General features: G+C 67.1%; 13 protein-coding genes. 5 read left to right on the top strand and 8 right to left on the bottom strand.

The genetic code is table 11. The features are described from left to right. Positions 1 to 9: 9 nt before the first annotated feature. From KL788_RS12970 to KL788_RS12955, 4 genes are read right to left on the bottom strand one after another with little or no spacing between them, the layout of a single operon-like run. Positions 10 to 570 (bottom strand): molybdopterin-dependent oxidoreductase, encoded by a 561-nt coding sequence (locus KL788_RS12970; protein ID WP_293172492.1) that lies wholly within the window; start codon positions 568 to 570, stop codon positions 10 to 12. Continuing rightward, on the bottom strand, positions 567 to 2,222 hold the full coding sequence (locus KL788_RS12965; protein ID WP_293172489.1) for a GGDEF domain-containing protein: 1,656 nt from the start codon (positions 2,220 to 2,222) through the stop codon (positions 567 to 569). The genes KL788_RS12970 and KL788_RS12965 overlap by 4 nt, the downstream gene beginning before the upstream one ends. Continuing rightward, positions 2,212 to 2,898, bottom strand: a complete 687-nt coding sequence (locus KL788_RS12960) for a response regulator (RefSeq protein WP_293172486.1) — start codon at positions 2,896 to 2,898, stop codon at positions 2,212 to 2,214. The genes KL788_RS12965 and KL788_RS12960 overlap by 11 nt, the downstream gene beginning before the upstream one ends. Next, positions 2,895 to 5,576 (bottom strand): hybrid sensor histidine kinase/response regulator, encoded by a 2,682-nt coding sequence (locus KL788_RS12955; protein WP_293172483.1) that lies wholly within the window; start codon positions 5,574 to 5,576, stop codon positions 2,895 to 2,897. Before KL788_RS12955 ends, KL788_RS12960 begins: the two co-directional genes overlap by 4 nt. Before the next feature lie 236 nt (positions 5,577 to 5,812). Here KL788_RS12955 and KL788_RS12950 point away from each other — a divergent pair, with 236 nt between their 5' ends. Further along, positions 5,813 to 7,015, top strand: coding sequence for an aminotransferase class I/II-fold pyridoxal phosphate-dependent enzyme (locus KL788_RS12950; protein WP_293172480.1), 1,203 nt, complete (start codon positions 5,813 to 5,815; stop codon positions 7,013 to 7,015). Here KL788_RS12950 and KL788_RS12945 read toward each other — a convergent pair. Further along, complete coding sequence (locus KL788_RS12945; RefSeq protein WP_367120435.1) at positions 7,012 to 7,815, bottom strand: carbon-nitrogen hydrolase family protein; 804 nt, start codon at positions 7,813 to 7,815, stop codon at positions 7,012 to 7,014. The two genes, KL788_RS12950 and KL788_RS12945, sit on opposite strands and share 4 nt — an antisense overlap. Positions 7,816 to 7,858: 43 nt before the next feature. On the opposite strand from KL788_RS12945, the gene KL788_RS12940 reads away from it, so the two are divergent. Together KL788_RS12940 and KL788_RS12935 are read left to right on the top strand one after the other, a co-directional pair. Then, on the top strand, positions 7,859 to 8,332 hold the full coding sequence (locus KL788_RS12940; protein ID WP_293172477.1) for a DoxX family protein: 474 nt from the start codon (positions 7,859 to 7,861) through the stop codon (positions 8,330 to 8,332). After that, positions 8,329 to 9,216, top strand: a complete 888-nt coding sequence (locus KL788_RS12935; RefSeq protein ID WP_293172474.1) for a ribokinase — start codon at positions 8,329 to 8,331, stop codon at positions 9,214 to 9,216. The genes KL788_RS12940 and KL788_RS12935 overlap by 4 nt, the downstream gene beginning before the upstream one ends. A 1-nt stretch (position 9,217) precedes the next feature. On the opposite strand, the gene KL788_RS12930 is transcribed toward KL788_RS12935, so the two are convergent. Beyond that, positions 9,218 to 9,511 carry a DUF998 domain-containing protein gene (locus KL788_RS12930; RefSeq protein ID WP_293172471.1) on the bottom strand — a complete coding sequence of 98 codons (294 nt, stop codon included), beginning with the start codon at positions 9,509 to 9,511 and terminating at the stop codon, positions 9,218 to 9,220. A 129-nt stretch (positions 9,512 to 9,640) separates the two neighbouring features. On the opposite strand from KL788_RS12930, the gene heR reads away from it, so the two are divergent. Further along, a complete protein-coding gene (heR, locus tag KL788_RS12925) occupies positions 9,641 to 10,444 on the top strand; it encodes a heliorhodopsin HeR (RefSeq protein ID WP_293172468.1) in 804 nt (267 codons plus the stop codon). Positions 10,445 to 10,586: 142 nt separating this feature from the next. Then, positions 10,587 to 11,588 carry a hypothetical protein gene (locus tag KL788_RS12920; protein WP_293172465.1) on the top strand — a complete coding sequence of 334 codons (1,002 nt, stop codon included), beginning with the start codon at positions 10,587 to 10,589 and terminating at the stop codon, positions 11,586 to 11,588. Between the two features lie 72 nt (positions 11,589 to 11,660). Here the strand turns inward: KL788_RS12920 and KL788_RS12915 are convergent, their stop codons facing one another. Continuing rightward, positions 11,661 to 13,337, bottom strand: coding sequence for a hypothetical protein (locus KL788_RS12915; protein ID WP_293172462.1), 1,677 nt, complete (start codon positions 13,335 to 13,337; stop codon positions 11,661 to 11,663). A 50-nt stretch (positions 13,338 to 13,387) separates the two neighbouring features. Further along, a complete protein-coding gene (locus KL788_RS12910) occupies positions 13,388 to 14,023 on the bottom strand; it encodes a response regulator (protein WP_293172459.1) in 636 nt (211 codons plus the stop codon). Positions 14,024 to 14,367 lie beyond the last annotated feature (344 nt).

Here is a 14,367-nt window from a genome sequence, read left to right as displayed (position 1 = left end):
CGCCGGCCCCTACTCGACCACGGCGATGGTGCGAAGGCTCCAGTTCCAGGCATCGAGCTGGCCGTAGGCCGCAGAGTCTTCGGCGAAGACGATGCGAATGGGGCCACCCTGGTCCATCGGAATCAACGCTCCGTCGCGGTAGACAGCAAGCAGCGCATCGGCGTCTGCCCACTGCGAGGCGCTGTCGGCGAAACGGTAGTCGTTGAGGGCGATGGTCTCGATGCGGTCGCTCGCCGTGATGCCGGCGAGACCCAGCAGATCAGCGAGCGGTACTCCACTGAACGATTGCCTCTGATTCACGAACGGCTCCAGAATGCTGATCTCCACGGTTGCCAGTTGCTGAAGCTCGCTGTAGGTAAAGTCACGGTCGGCAGCTGCCTCGATCGTCAGCACGATCTCATCATCGGCGGGCGGGTCGATAGCGAAACCGCCGTAGGCGCTCGCGTCTGCATCGGTTTCCGTGCTCGTATTGCTCGAGACAGGAGCCGGCGTGTCGTCGACGGGCGCGCATCCTGCCAGTATCAGGGCCGAGGCCAGGGCAAGCGTGGCGTGCAAGGGCGACATGGTCATGCGTTTCTCTTTTCGGGATGCGGATCAGCGATCGGGGTAATCGCGAGGTTCAGGCCCCAATCGGCCAGGCGGTGGGGCTCGAGCGAGCTCGGCATCGCGGGCATGATCAGGGCGGCTCCGAGCGCCTGGGCGAGCGCTCCGGCAAGAATCGCAGCGATACCGGGCGGCTGGGTGCGACCAAGATTCAACGCGGTCTCGCGATCGAGCGCGAGGGCGTCGGGCGAGGTCTGGGCGATCATGCGCACGTCTCCGCCCGACGCTGCGCCGATGCCGCCGAGCACCAGCCCCACTCCGAGCCGCGCACGAATCTCTTCGACAACGAGGCGCAATTCGACCGACGATGGCTGACTGTCAACCATGAGCAGAAGCTCGGTGCCCGGGTAGTGCGCGAGCAATCTCTCGACGAGGTCAAGCAAGAGGCCTTCGCGCGACCAACCCCGGCCGCGAGGCTCGATCACCAATCGCGACATCGAGCCTCGATCGACCAGCGGAGCGAGTGATGCTTCGATGAGCGAGATCGAGTGATCGATCGGTTCAGTGCAGAGCTCGCCTCGCAGCAGCAGGTGGCCGCCCCACATCTCATCACCGAGCACCTCGAGCACTGCAGCCGCGAGCACCGCGGCCCGGCCTCGTTCGACCTCTTCGGGCTCGGCATCGCCGCCGAGCGGGTCACGAACGAGCACCCGGCCCGTGGCATCCTGCACGGCGATTCCGCCGCCGATCCGTTTGGCCTCGTACATGAGAGCGTCGGCTGAGGCGACGGCATCGGCGAACGACATCTCGGGGGGCCACACGGCGACTCCTCCGCTCGCGGCGATTGAGGCGACCGCACCGCTCGCGACTACCGTGTCGCGCGACAACGCGGCGACGAGTCGCTGAGCGAGTGTCACGGCCGCCATCTCGTCGAGCACCGAGGTTGCCACGACCACGAACTCATCGCCGCCGACGCGCCCCACAAGATCGGTGGGGCGCACCAGTCGCTGCAGATGGCGGGCAGTCTCGACGATCAGATGATCACCAGCCGCGTGGCCGTGCGAGTCGTTGACCTCTTTGAAGCCATCGAGATCGATGTAGATGACTGCTCGTGCTTGTGTGCCGGCTGGCACGCGCTGCGCCAATTCTTCAAGGCCCGAACGATTGAGCAGTCGTGTCATGGGGTCGTGCATCGAGCCGAACCGCAGTTCTTCGCGCTCGACCTCTTGCCTAAACACCGTCGGTAGCAACGCTGCGCTCGTGCGCAAAGCCTCGAGCACTTCGGGTGCGGCCGCGTGCTCAGGAGGCGCCGCGAAGACGAGACGCACGTCGAAGTCGAGCATGCCCGCGACGTCGACCACGGTTAGCTGGGTGACACCGGCGGTGTCGAACGCGCTTGTCGCGCCCCGCGTGCATTGCACATCGGCGACGCCGACGAGTATCGGATCAGGAAACCGTGCGGCCCCAGGATCGATCGGCTGCGCCGGGTTCTGCAAGTGAGGCAGGGCATCAAGTGCGCGCGGCGCGCTCGGGTTCACCCTCCAGGGCTCGACGACCATGCCCTCTTCGCTCACCCAGGCCGCCCGGGCTGCCCACCACCCGTGCCTGGTGATGAACTGATCGAGAAAATCGGCAACGAGTTCGCGCGAACGGTTCTGCCGCAGCAGCTCACGATACAAGGGTTGCCTCCCGGCGAGCCGAGTGCCGCACGCGCACGCGCCCGGTCTGCCACATGCGAATCGCCTCAACCCGAGGATTCGATTCGCGCGAGGTGTCGAGCCCGAGCGTGCCGTAGAGACGCACCAAGAGGCTCTCGACCGCCCGGATAGAAGTGCCGCGCTTCTCAGCGAGGGCGCGCGTCGACGCGCCGCTCGCCAGAATGCGCAAGACCTCGGCCTGCACCGCGGTCACGGTGACCGTGCCTTTATCTGCCGCGTGGACCACCGAGGGGAGTGCGCGACCCGTCATCGCTGCCTCGACCGCCTCGACGATGTGCGCCACCGAGCGCACGGTCGACTTCACCATGTAGACGACGTCGGCGGGCAACAGATGCGCGTCAGGCACCGCGAGTTCGGGCGATCGATGGCTCGACAGCACGACGCACGCGACCCAGGGTCGCGCTTCGCGCACGCTCGAGACGAACTCGGCACCCGACTCGCCACTGACGAAATTCAAATCGCACATGAGAATGTGAGGGTCGACGTCGTCGAGCATCGAGCGAGCATCCTGAGGCGACGACGCCACGGTCACGACGTGCCCGTGCGATCGCAGACCATCGGCGACCAGTGTCGCGATGAGCGGGTCGTCGTCGACGGCGAGGATGCGCCACAGTCCCTCTTGCGGGGTAGCAGTCATGACATGGCTCTCTCTCGTGAGTGGTGCGTGAGTGCGTCGTGCACGGCGTGCAGCAGCGTGGGCGTCGAGAGCGGCTTGACCAAGAAGCCACGCGCCCGACGACCGACCGGCTGCGAGACCGTGGCTCGGTCTTCGAGGCCGCTCATGAGAATGATCGGAACAGTCGACTCATCGTCGATCAACTGCTCGACCAGCTCGATTCCGTCGCCGTGGGGCATGGTGACGTCGCTGAGCACGAGGTCGGGCATCACGCGTCCGGAGTCGATGAGAAGCCGGGCCTCACGGCCGCTCGACGCCACGAACACCTCGTAGCCGTGCGCCGCGAGTACCTGGCGCACCACAGAGCGGATGGCCTGCTCATCATCGACCACGAGTACCAGCTCGCCGTGGCCGCGGGGCATCGGTGAGCTGGGCACTTCTCCCGTTGGCGTCGACACCACGGCAGAGGCGGCTGCGGGAAGCCGCAGGGTGAAGCACGAGCCCGACTCTCCGTCGCTGTGCGCACTGATGGATCCGCCGTGGCTGCGCATAATCGCTGCGGCCATCGGCAGGCCGAGTCCGGTGCCCTCGCCGACAGGCTTGGTCGTGAAGAACGGCTCCCAGAGGCGAGCGATGACCTCGGGACTGATGCCGTGACCGTCGTCGATCACGTCGATGACCACGCAGTTGTCTGAGGCGTCGTCGTCGATTTCCAGCCGCGACTTAATGGTGACGGCGCCGGGCCCCTCGATCGCATCGTTGGCGTTCGACACCAGATTGGCCAGCACCTGTAGCAGTTGCGTCGCGTCGCCTGAGAACGTCACCGGTTGGCTGGGTGACTCGACGACGAGCTCGATCGACGGTCGCAGAGATTCGCGCACCATCGCCTGCAACTCGTCGAGCAGCGCGGCGAGCTCGATGCTCTCAATGCGGCTCTCGACGCCCCGTGTGAAAGCGAGCACTTGACGTACCATGTCGGCTCCGCGCCGAGCAGCGGTCTCGATCATGGCGACGACGTCGCGGTCAGGGGTGCCCTCGAGCGACGAGCCCAGCAACTGCGACGCCATGAGTATCGGAGTCAGCACATTGTTAAGGTCGTGCGCAATTCCGCCCGCGAAGGTGCCGAGCGACTCGAGACGTTCGGTGCGGCGCAGCGACTCTTCACGCGACACCTCGTCGGTGACGTCTGCCGACACGGAGAGCACGGCTTCGGGCTCGCCGCGATCGTCACGCATGAGTTGCCAACGGCTCGACACCACGATGTCGCGGCCATCGCCCGTGCGCACCTCGAAGCGACCCGACCAGTGTTCTTCGGCCAGCACCGTGGCCATGGCATGCTCGGCGAGGTCGGGGTCGATCGTGAGCAGGTCGCGCGAATCTGATCCGATGATGCTGTCGGCCTGCCAGCCGTAGAGGTCCAGAGCGCCGGCGTTGGCGTAGCGGATGCGATGCTGCGGATCGCGCACGACGATGGCGTCACGTGAGATGTCGAGCAGGCCTCCCAACGTCGCCAGCTGCTCTTGCGCATGGCGGTACCTCAGTGCGGCGACCTCGCTGTCGGTGATGTCGCGCAAGTGCACCGCGAGACCGCCACCGCTCGGGTAAGCGATCGCCTCGAGCCAGGCATCGCGCGCATCGATGCGGTCTCGCACGTGCACGGTCGAGGCGGTCTCGACAGCAGAGCGAAAGCCGATCTCGAACTCGGTGCCGCCGAGCTCGGGCACGACGGCCCATAGGGTCGAACCGATGACCGCATCGCGGTCGACCCCGATCATCTGCACCATGCGATCGTTGACGAAGGTGAAGCGCCAGTCGGCATCGATGATGCCCAGCCCGTCTGTCATGGCGTTCACGGTCGTCGACAGCAACTGCTCGACCTCGCGTCGCTGCTGCTGCTCGACCACGGCGTCGGTGACGTCGTGGGCTGCGCCGCTGAGCGCTGGTCGCATCGAGCCGGGCACAATTGCGGGCTCGCCGACCAGGCGCAGGTGCCGTTCTCCGGCAGACGTCGAAACCGAGAGGGTGATGTCGAGCAAGCGACTTTCACGTTCTGACTTCTCGAGCGCGCGAGCCAGCCGCGCGCCATCCGTCGTCGACAGCGCAGCCATGAACTGGTCGAGCGTCGACGGCAGCGCGCCGGGCACTGCCGGAAGCGCGCCCGACCAGACAAGGTCACCAGAATCGCGATCAAGACTGAACCCGACGAATCCGGCGACTCGCCCGGCCAGCGCGAGCAGGGCACCCTGCCGCTCACGGTCGCGCAGCACGTCAGCCGCCTCCGAGAGGTTCTGTGTGATGACGAGCGAGCCGAGCGCGTGGCTGTTGTGGTCGAAGAGCGGAACGAAGGTGATCGCCAGTTCACAGGTGTCGCCTGAGGCCTTGATTCCCGTAGCCCGCACTCGCACCCCGTCACCGCTCGCGGAATCGGCGAGAGCAGCGCGGATACGACGCTGGTGAGACGGCACGACGATCTCGACCATGGTGCGGCCGATCACTTCGTGACGCGAGTGGCCGGTGCGATGAGTCAGGGCCCGATTGCAGTCGATGATGCTTCCGTCACGGTCGACGATCAGTACGCCGTCGTCTTGGCTGTCGGCGAGAAAGCTGTCGAGTCTCGACTCACGCAGTGCCCGAAAGACCGGATGCGGAGCTCTATCTCCGGGGGTTCCGACCCACTTCTCGTAGGCCACCGAGATCATCGAGTCACCCACTTGGTCGACCAGTTCCGCAGCAAAATGACAATCCTCACAACAGGGCGGCTCGTGGAACGAGCAGGCTTCGCTCCAGTGTGCGGAATGCGTCAATGTCCTCCAAATGGCGGACACGGCGATGCATTCGCAATGCGAATGAAGGCGCGCCTGTTTCACGTTCTGCGGCCGAATTTCCTCGCATCCGACCCCCGAACGAGGCACGCCACGCCCGATACGCTGGCGGAATGGTCGACACCGCCGATGCCCCGTGGATGCGCGTCGCGCGCGCGGCGGGACTCGTCGACAGGTCGGGCCTCGTGCGCACGACGATCTTTGCCGAGATGTCGGCACTGGCCGCGCAGCACGGGGCGATCAACCTCGGCCAGGGCTTCCCTGACGACGACGCTCCCCCGATCGTGCTCGAGACCGCGATCGGGGCGATTCAGGCCGGCGTCAACCAGTACCCGCCGGGTCGCGGGTTCGCCGACCTGCGGCAGGCGATCGCCGAGCACCAGCAGCGGTTCTACGGGCTGAGCGTCGACCCCGGCACCGAGGTGCTCGTCACCGCGGGCGCGACCGAGGCGGTCGCCGCGAGCCTGCTCGCCCTCGCCGGCCCTGGTGACGAGGTCATCACACTCGAGCCGTTCTACGACGCCTATGCGGCCGTGATCGGCTTGAGCGGGGCGCGGCACGTCACCATTCCGCTCAGCGAGACAGGCTTTCAGCCGACCTCTGCCGCGATCGATGCAGCCTTCAGCGACCGCACGCGCGTCATCGTGCTCAACTCGCCCCACAACCCGACGGGCTCGATTCTTGCCGCCGAGCACATCGAGCGCATCGTCGCCCTGGCCGCGAAGCATGACGCCGTCATCGTGAGCGACGAGGTCTACGAGCACCTCGTCTTCGACGGTCGGCAGCACGTGCCTGTCGCGAGCACGCCCGGCGCCGCCGAGCGAACGCTCACCGTGTCGAGCGCGGCCAAGACCTTCTCGGTCACGGGTTGGAAGATCGGATGGGTCACCGGTCCGGCCGCCCTCATCGACGCGGTCATCGCCGTCAAGCAGTGGCTCACCTACGTCAACGGGGCGCCGTTCCAGGGCGCCGTGGCCGAAGGGCTGCGGCTGCCCGACAGCTTCTTCGACGAGCTGCGCGGCACGATGCAGCGCCGCCGCGACCTTCTCGCGACGGGTCTCACCGACGCCGGCTTCACGATCGAGCCGACGGCGGGCTCCTACTTCATCGTCGCCGACGGCGCGGCCCTCGGGCTCGGCGACGCGGCGACGAGCGCACGCGAGCTCGCGGTCGACCCGGGCGTCGTGGCGATTCCGCTCAGCTCGTTCGGCCAACCGGGCGGTCCGGTCAGCGCCACGGCTCTGCGCTTCGCCTTCTGCAAGGCCGACGAGGCGATCGCCGAAGCGGTGACGCGCCTGCAGAGCCTGCGCCGCTAGAGCGGCACGACGCCGAACCGGCGCAACTGCAGGGCGGGATTGATGCGGCGCACCTCGTCGAGGTGATCGCGCGAGACGGGGGCGACCACGGCATCCGTCGCCGTCTCGATCGAGGCAAGCATCTCGCCGCGCGCGTCGACGATCATGCTGTGCCCTACTCCGATCGGCGGAATGTGGTCGGCGGCCGCGAGGTAGACAGTGTTCTCGATGGCCCGCGCGGTGACGAGGGTGCTCCAGGCGTGCACCTTGCCGGGGCCCGCGACCCACTCGCTCGGCACGAGCACGAGCTCGGCTCCGGCGTCGACGAGGCGGCGCGTGACTTCAGGAAACCGCAGGTCGTAACAGGTCTGGATGCCCACGCGCACCCCGACAGCGTCAAAGAGTTGCGGCGGCTCGATGGAGCCCGCCTCGGCCCATTCCGACTCCCTCGCGCCGAACGCGTCGTAGAGGTGCAGCTTGCGCGAGACGCTCAGCAGCGAGCCGTCGGGGGCGATGGCGACGATGGTGTTGCGAAACTTATCGGGTACGGTCGCCGTCTCGACGAGCCCCGCGACGATGACCGCGCCGGTCTCACTCGCGAGGTCGCCCAGACCTTCGACGAACGGGCCGTCGAGCGGCTCGGCCGCCGAGACCCAGTCGGGGTCGAGCTTCGGCGTGAAGTACGACGAGTACTCGGGGAACACCACGAGGCCCGCACCCTGCTCTACCGCATGCAGCGCGAGGCTGCGCATGGCAGCCAGGTTGGCGTCGCGGTCGGCGACGGGGCCGAACTGGGCGACGGCGACGGATGCTGTGCTCACGATTCCCAGCCTAGGCCGGTGCTCGGCCCGCCACACTGCTGTCATGACCTCCGACGCCCCCTCCCCCGGCTCGACCTGGCCGCAGCGCATCGCCCGCTGGCTGCTCGGCGCGGCACTGCTCTTCGCTGGCATCGGGCATCTCACCTACGGGCGCGAAGAGTTTCTCGCGCAGGTGCCGCCGTGGCTGCCCCTCGACGGCGATTTCGTGGTGGTCGCCTCGGGCGTCGTCGAGATCGCGCTCGGGCTCTCGCTCCTCGTGCTGGGCCGCTGGCGGGTCTGGGTCGGGTGGGCGACTGCCCTGTTCTTTCTCGCGATCTTTCCCGGCAACATCGCGCAGTTCACCGAGGGTCGCGACGGCTTCGGCCTCGACACTGATCTGGCGCGGGGCATCCGTCTGCTGTTCCAACCGGTGCTCGTCGCGTGGGCGCTCTGGTCGACCGGGGCGTGGCGCGCCTGGCGCACGTGGCGAGCGCGGCGCTCCCCCGCGGCCGACACCTCTGCCACGATGGAGCCATGACCGCCTCGCTCATCGTTCTGGGCTCTGCCAACACCGACTACACCGTGCTCGTCGAGCGGCACCCGCAGCCGGGCGAGACGCTGCTCGGCGACGAGCTCGTCGTCGCCACGGGCGGCAAGGGCGCCAACCAGGCTCTCGCGGCGGCCCGATCAGGCGCGATGCCGGTGTTTCTCGGCGCGGTCGGCGACGACGGCAACGGTCGGCAGATGCTCGACGCGCTCGGCTCGGGCGGCGTCGACGTCTCGAGCGTCGCGGTCGTCGACGACGCACCGACGGGCATCGCGCTCATCACGGTGTCGCGCGACGGCGAGAACACGATCGTGGTGGCGGCGGGCGCCAATGCGCGGGTGAACTCGCACGAGGTCGAAGCGGCGATTCGCGCTGTCGCCGGGCCCGGCACGGTGCTGCTCGCGCAGCTCGAGATTCCGCTGCCGGTCGTGGCCGAAGCGGCCGCGATCATCGATGAACTGGGCGGACGCACGGTGCTGAATCTGTCGCCGAGTCGAGAGATTCCGGATGCTCTTCTCGCGCTCTGCGACCCCCTCGTCGTCAACGAATCCGAGGCACACGACCTCGCCGGTCTGCCGGTCGGCTCGGTCGACGAGGCCACGGCCGCCGCGCAGGCGTTGCTCGACCGCTGCCGCAGCGTCGTCATCACCCTCGGCGGTGACGGCGCCGTCTACGCGGCGCCGGGCGCGAGCGGTCACCTGCCCGCGCCGCGCGTCACCGTCGTCGACACCACCGGAGCCGGCGACGCCTTCGTGGGCGCGCTGTGCGCAGACCTTGCCGAGAACCGCGCCGACCTTCGCACCGCTGTAGAGAGCGGAGTCGCGGCCGGCGCCGCGGCCGTGCAGTGGCTCGGGGCTCAGCCGCCGCGCGACTGACTCACATCGCCGTGCGGGCGACGCCCGCAAGCCCGAGTGCGGTGCGGCCCGGCAGCCAGAGACCGGGGGCGTAGATCGCGGTCACGAGGTGGCAGACCCCGGTCAGCACGAACATGAAGGTCATGAAGAGCTGCGTGGGAGCATCCACTGCCGCAAGCTCGCTGATGGTCTGCAGAACCGGATCGAACCCCGGCGACAGCAGTTCGGCGACGATCGTGCCGCCGATGAAGAAGACGGGCGCGAGCGCCGACGAGACGAGGGCGGGCCTTCGGACGAGGATCGGGATGCCCTGCACGGGTCGAGGGTATCCACACGCCCTCGACGCCCGCCGTCGACTTACACGTGAACCATGTTCATCGGTGTCGACCGAGTGCTAGCGTCAAGACGACCGCTGACAATCGGCGTCTCACGAAGGAGTGCTTGCATGGCGAAGAAGGTCTACACCCCCGAGCAACAGATCGACCGGCTGCGCATCTACAACATCGTCGCGGGCAGCCTGCATCTCGCTCAGGCCATTGGCTTCGCCATCGTGTTGACGATGCTCAGCACTCAGGTGCTCTTCGCCGTCACGGCCGACTACCTCGCAGGCCCTCCCGGAGCGCCGCTGCCGCCCGAGCGCGTGACACTCTTCGAGGTCAACATCGGCATCGGCGTCGTAGCCTTCCTCGCGCTCAGCGCCTTCTTCCACTTCCTCATCTCGAGCCCGTGGTTCTTCGGCCGCTACAAGAACGGGCTGCTGCAGAATCGCAACTACTTCCGCTGGACCGAGTACTCGCTCAGCTCGTCGATCATGATCTGGCTCATTCTCGCCATCAACGGTGTGACCGACATCGGCGCCCTGTTCGCGATCTTCGCCGTGAACGCTGCCATGATCCTCTTCGGCGCGCTGCAGGAGAAGTACGAGCAGCCAGGCTCGGGTGGGCTGCTGCCCTTCATCTTCGGCTCGATGGTCGGCATCGTGCCCTGGATCTTGGTGCTCATCTACTTCTTGCGCCCCGGCAGCGAGAGCGAAGTCGCGCCCCCGGCCTTCGTCGTCGGCATCGTCATCTCACTCTTCGTATTCTTCAACACCTTCGCCATCAACCAGTGGCTGCAGTACAAGCAGGTCGGCAAGTGGAAGAGCTACCTGCAGGGCGAGCGCAGCTACATCACGCTGAGCCTCGTGGCCAAGACGGCCCTCGCCTGGCAGGTCTTCTCAGGCGCGATCATTCCGGCGATCGCGAGCTGACACCGGGGGCTTCGGGCCCGGATGCTGAGCAATTGACCCCCTAGGGTGACAGGTTCTGGCGCGACCGCCGCGAGCGGGCGAGTCAGGCTAGAAGCGCGCGTCGCACTCGGCGCGGCATCGCTTCTAGGAGGTTCACCTACTCATGACTCGCACCCCGCGGATCATCGCCGCCACCGGCATCGCTGCCGTGGCCCTGCTGGGGTCGGCGCTCGTCGCCACCCCTGCCCACTCCGAGCCAGCCCCTGCGATCGGGGTGACCGACGGTACCACGCCGGATTCAGACGCCTACCCGAGCGGAGCTAATCTCAGCCTGCTGGTGAACGGAGCCTCAACCGGCGACTTCACCTTCACGGGATGCTGGGGGGTCTTCTCCAGCGAAGACGATGACCCGCTGTTCATGTCATCGGCACCCGCCGCGACAACGTGGACGGGGGGAACCGCAATCAGCACACTGTTCCCGTCGATCGACCTCACTCCTGAGGCCTCGATCGCGTACTACGTCGAGGTTTTCGAGCCGGTCTCAGAGGAGCCGCTGTTCGTGGAGCCGCAAGGCAGCGTTGAGCCCGCCGACGCGTCAACCGCTTGTGCCGATCTGTATGTGACGGGTCCTTACCTCGACATCGCGTTTATCCAGTTTGGGGTCTTCGTGCCGCAGTCGATGACCCTGACGGGCACGCCCAGGCTCGGCGAGACTGTGACCGTCGCCGCGAAGGTGGCCGGCTCGCTTGTCGGTCAAGACTTCGATCTGTGGGCCTGCCCCGATCGGACCATCTACCCGGATGACAACGCGGCCGAGGGCGCGAACGGTGAGTGCTACGGCCCGATCATCCAGGTTCGCAACGGTGACACCACACAGTTCCTGCTCGGCTACGACCCCGAGCGCGACGGCACCGGCGCCGATGACAAGGCAGCAGCCGAAGCGGAGTGGGCAGAGTTCTGCGGCAAGAGCTTCATCGTGCACGACTACCCGGGCGGTGGCCACAGCAACTGGATAGGCCCGATCGACTGCACCACGGCAGCCGAACTCGCTGAGACCGGCGCGGGCGACTTCGCGGGCGCGATCAGCATTGGTGCGCTCGTCGCCATGCTGCTCGGCGCCGTCTTGCTCGTCACCCGCCGCACGCGCGAAGCGAGCATCCGCTAGCGGCCACCACCTCGAGGGGCCCGTCTGATGCAGACGGGCCCTTCATCGTTCGTCGCCTTCTCGCCGAATGCGTCAGCGCAGCGCGACAGCGAGCCGGGTGAGACCCATGCGATCGACCTCGCGGCTCCAGCGGCCCGGTGCCAGTTGGTCGAGCAGTGCTGTACCCAGGCCCGCCGGAGCGTGCGGGTCGATAGGCTCGCCGTCGTTCGTCAGACTCAGGTCGATCCCCGCCGCCGCACTGCGCACCTCGATCTGCAGATGCGAGCAGTCGCCGTGCCGCATCGCGTCTGAGATTCCCTCGACCACAACAGTGTGCACAGCGGGCAGCAGCGCCGCGGGCACGTGGTGCCAGCTGCCCAGCACGTCGATGGTGCAGAGGCTGCGCCACCCGTCGATGACCTCCTCGATATCCGAGACCGCGATGGGGCGAGGGCGCGCATCGATCGAGCGCTCTGCGTCGAAAATGGTTGCGCGCACTTCTTCGACGAGCGCGATTGCGGCGGCCCGATCACCGCGGTCTAGGGCTGCTTCGAGCCGAAGCGCCTCGGCCATGAAAGCCGTGCGAGACGCGCCGTGCAGAGTGGCTGCCAGCTCGTGGGCGGTTCCCAGCAGCCGCGACTCCAGCTGCAGCTGCTGCACCGAGGTACGGTCGCGTCGGCGACGCAGAGACGACAGCACGGCGTCGCGGTTGAGGGCGATCGCCGGAGACGCGCCGGCCAGAACCATGACGGCCAAGACATGCAGATTGATCACGCCGATGCGGATGATCAGCTCGGCGTCGTCAGCACGCACAACGCCTAGCAGCACGAGCCAGAGAGGGTAGCTCGCGAGGACAGCGAACGCCGCGATCACGGTGTTGAGTGCCGCCCGTGGTGCCCTCGTCACCAGAGAGTTGGCGATGACCGCCACGACGACCGTACCTACCAGCCAGACGGCGAGGGAGGCCGCGCCCTGACTCAGCGCTTGAGTGCGCGCGAAGACGAAGAAGGTGAGTGCTCCTGCTCCGAGGAGCATGGAGGTCAGAGAGAAGGGTCGCGTGAGAGAGTACGCCCACGCGAACTCACGAAAGCCAACTTGGTTGAGTTCAGGGGTGAATCGCTTCCAGGCTTCAGCACTGATGGCTCGCCATCGGGCATCGGTGACAGAGGTGAGCCGCTCGAGTTCTGGCCGACCGTCTTCGCCCGAGAGCAGAGCCTGCTTCAGCGCCTCGAGCTTGTATGAGATCGCGGGCCGAGCCTCGGCGAGTCGACTGCGGATCGTCTCTCGCAGCATCGATGACATCGCGGCGACGGCCGCTTCGTGCCCCTCTGCCCGATGGGTGGCCCGCAGCAAAGACAGCACGAGCCGGTCGCGCTCTAATCGGTATGACGCCCAGGCAGAGTGGGCGACACCGGCGTAGCCGAATGCGGCCACCCCCAGAAGGGCTGAACTGATCGCCCGTACGGCCAGCGGAACGTCGTCGGGCAGCCCATTGAGCTCGAATCCGACGAGCACGATCGCTAGTCGAGCTTCGGTCGCCACAGCGATGACGACGATGACGATGATGGATGCTCGCAGCCCCGTCAATCGACGCACGACGGGCAGGCGATCGGCAGTCAGCATGATCAAGGCCATGGCGAGGTATCCGAGCGTTGCGATCGCGAATGTCTGCGCCAAGGCGGTCGGGCCGCGGAAGGCCGCTGGTTCATTGACCACGAGCCCGGTGATCCACAGCGGGGCCGAGGCGACGACGCTGAGGGGCGACAGCATCCACTGAGCGCCCGATCGCGAGTATGGGCCTCGGGGTTGCTCCCGCGCGCTCACGAGGGTCGGCGGTTGCCCACCAGCGCGAAATAGCGGCTCGTGAGTGCTCCGCGGATGTTGGTGTCGGGCGACTTGGTGATGTCGAGTCGCTTGGCGATGCGATTGACACTCTTGGCCACCGAATCTTCGGTGATGTGCAGTCGATCAGCGATTGCGCCGTTCGAATACCCTTGGGCGATCAGGCCGAGCACGTCGACTTGCGAGCGAGACAGCTCGACGGCGGGCACACTCGCCGCCGTTCCGGCCCACGCGCGCTCAACGGCGTCGCGCACCGCGGTCACTACCGACGCGACATCGGCAACCTGCTGCTTGACGAGGTAGACCGAACCCCGGGGCGCAGGCGGCAGGGTCGCCGACAGCAACCGCGGGTCAGCGTACCCCGAGAGGATCACGACGCCCAGTTGAGGAAACCGCTTGCGCAGGCTGACGGCGATATGCATTCCTGTGGGCCCTGGCCCCAGATCAAGGTCGATCACCAGTGCATCGGGCTGATGTCTCACGACCGCGTCGACGGCGTCGCGAGCGGTTGCGGCACGGGCCTCGACGACGAGACCGTTGACGCGCAGCGAGTCGGAGACCGCCGACAGGGTGAGCCCGTGATCGTCGACCACGACGACCCGTAAACCGCTCACCACACGAGCGTAAATCGCCCGCGGGCGCCGGGCCGCGGTGGTGGGTGAAAACTATTCGTTCGACGAATACGCCCGCGCACTCTGCTCGCACACGTATCCGGCGAGAGTGGTCGATGCCCGGAGCCAACCCGAATGGCTCGGGGCATCGACCGTGCCGAGCGGCGTGCTCTCACAAACCTGAAGGGGGGCGATCGCACACCAGAGCGGGTCTCTGAACCCGGCGATGTCAATGCTGTCGAGTGCGCGTCACCTCGGCAAACTCGCGACACGCCCAGGCTTCGCATACCGAATGCGCACCAGAATTCGAGGGCTGACGCCTGAGCCGAGGGCACGAAAAAGGCCCG

This window comes from Microcella sp. (assembly GCF_019739195.1).
In the GTDB taxonomy this organism is placed as follows: Bacteria; Actinomycetota; Actinomycetes; order Actinomycetales; family Microbacteriaceae; genus Microcella.
This window is presented reverse-complemented; position numbering and strand designations above follow the sequence as displayed.

What these genes read in the sequence shown, in the direction of transcription:
- KL788_RS12940 (WP_293172477.1), top strand. Translation starts at nt 7,859, where the DNA reads ATGACCTCCGACGCCCCCTCCCCCGGCTCGACCTGGCCGCAGCGCATC.
- KL788_RS12970 (WP_293172492.1), bottom strand. Translation starts at nt 570, where the DNA reads ATGACCATGTCGCCCTTGCACGCCACGCTTGCCCTGGCCTCGGCCCTG.
- KL788_RS12960 (WP_293172486.1), bottom strand. Translation starts at nt 2,898, where the DNA reads ATGACTGCTACCCCGCAAGAGGGACTGTGGCGCATCCTCGCCGTCGAC.
- KL788_RS12950 (WP_293172480.1), top strand. Translation starts at nt 5,813, where the DNA reads ATGGTCGACACCGCCGATGCCCCGTGGATGCGCGTCGCGCGCGCGGCG.
- KL788_RS12935 (WP_293172474.1), top strand. Translation starts at nt 8,329, where the DNA reads ATGACCGCCTCGCTCATCGTTCTGGGCTCTGCCAACACCGACTACACC.
- KL788_RS12915 (WP_293172462.1), bottom strand. Translation starts at nt 13,337, where the DNA reads ATGCTGTCGCCCCTCAGCGTCGTCGCCTCGGCCCCGCTGTGGATCACC.
- heR (WP_293172468.1), top strand. Translation starts at nt 9,641, where the DNA reads ATGGCGAAGAAGGTCTACACCCCCGAGCAACAGATCGACCGGCTGCGC.
- KL788_RS12955 (WP_293172483.1), bottom strand. Translation starts at nt 5,576, where the DNA reads ATGATCTCGGTGGCCTACGAGAAGTGGGTCGGAACCCCCGGAGATAGA.
- KL788_RS12920 (WP_293172465.1), top strand. Translation starts at nt 10,587, where the DNA reads ATGACTCGCACCCCGCGGATCATCGCCGCCACCGGCATCGCTGCCGTG.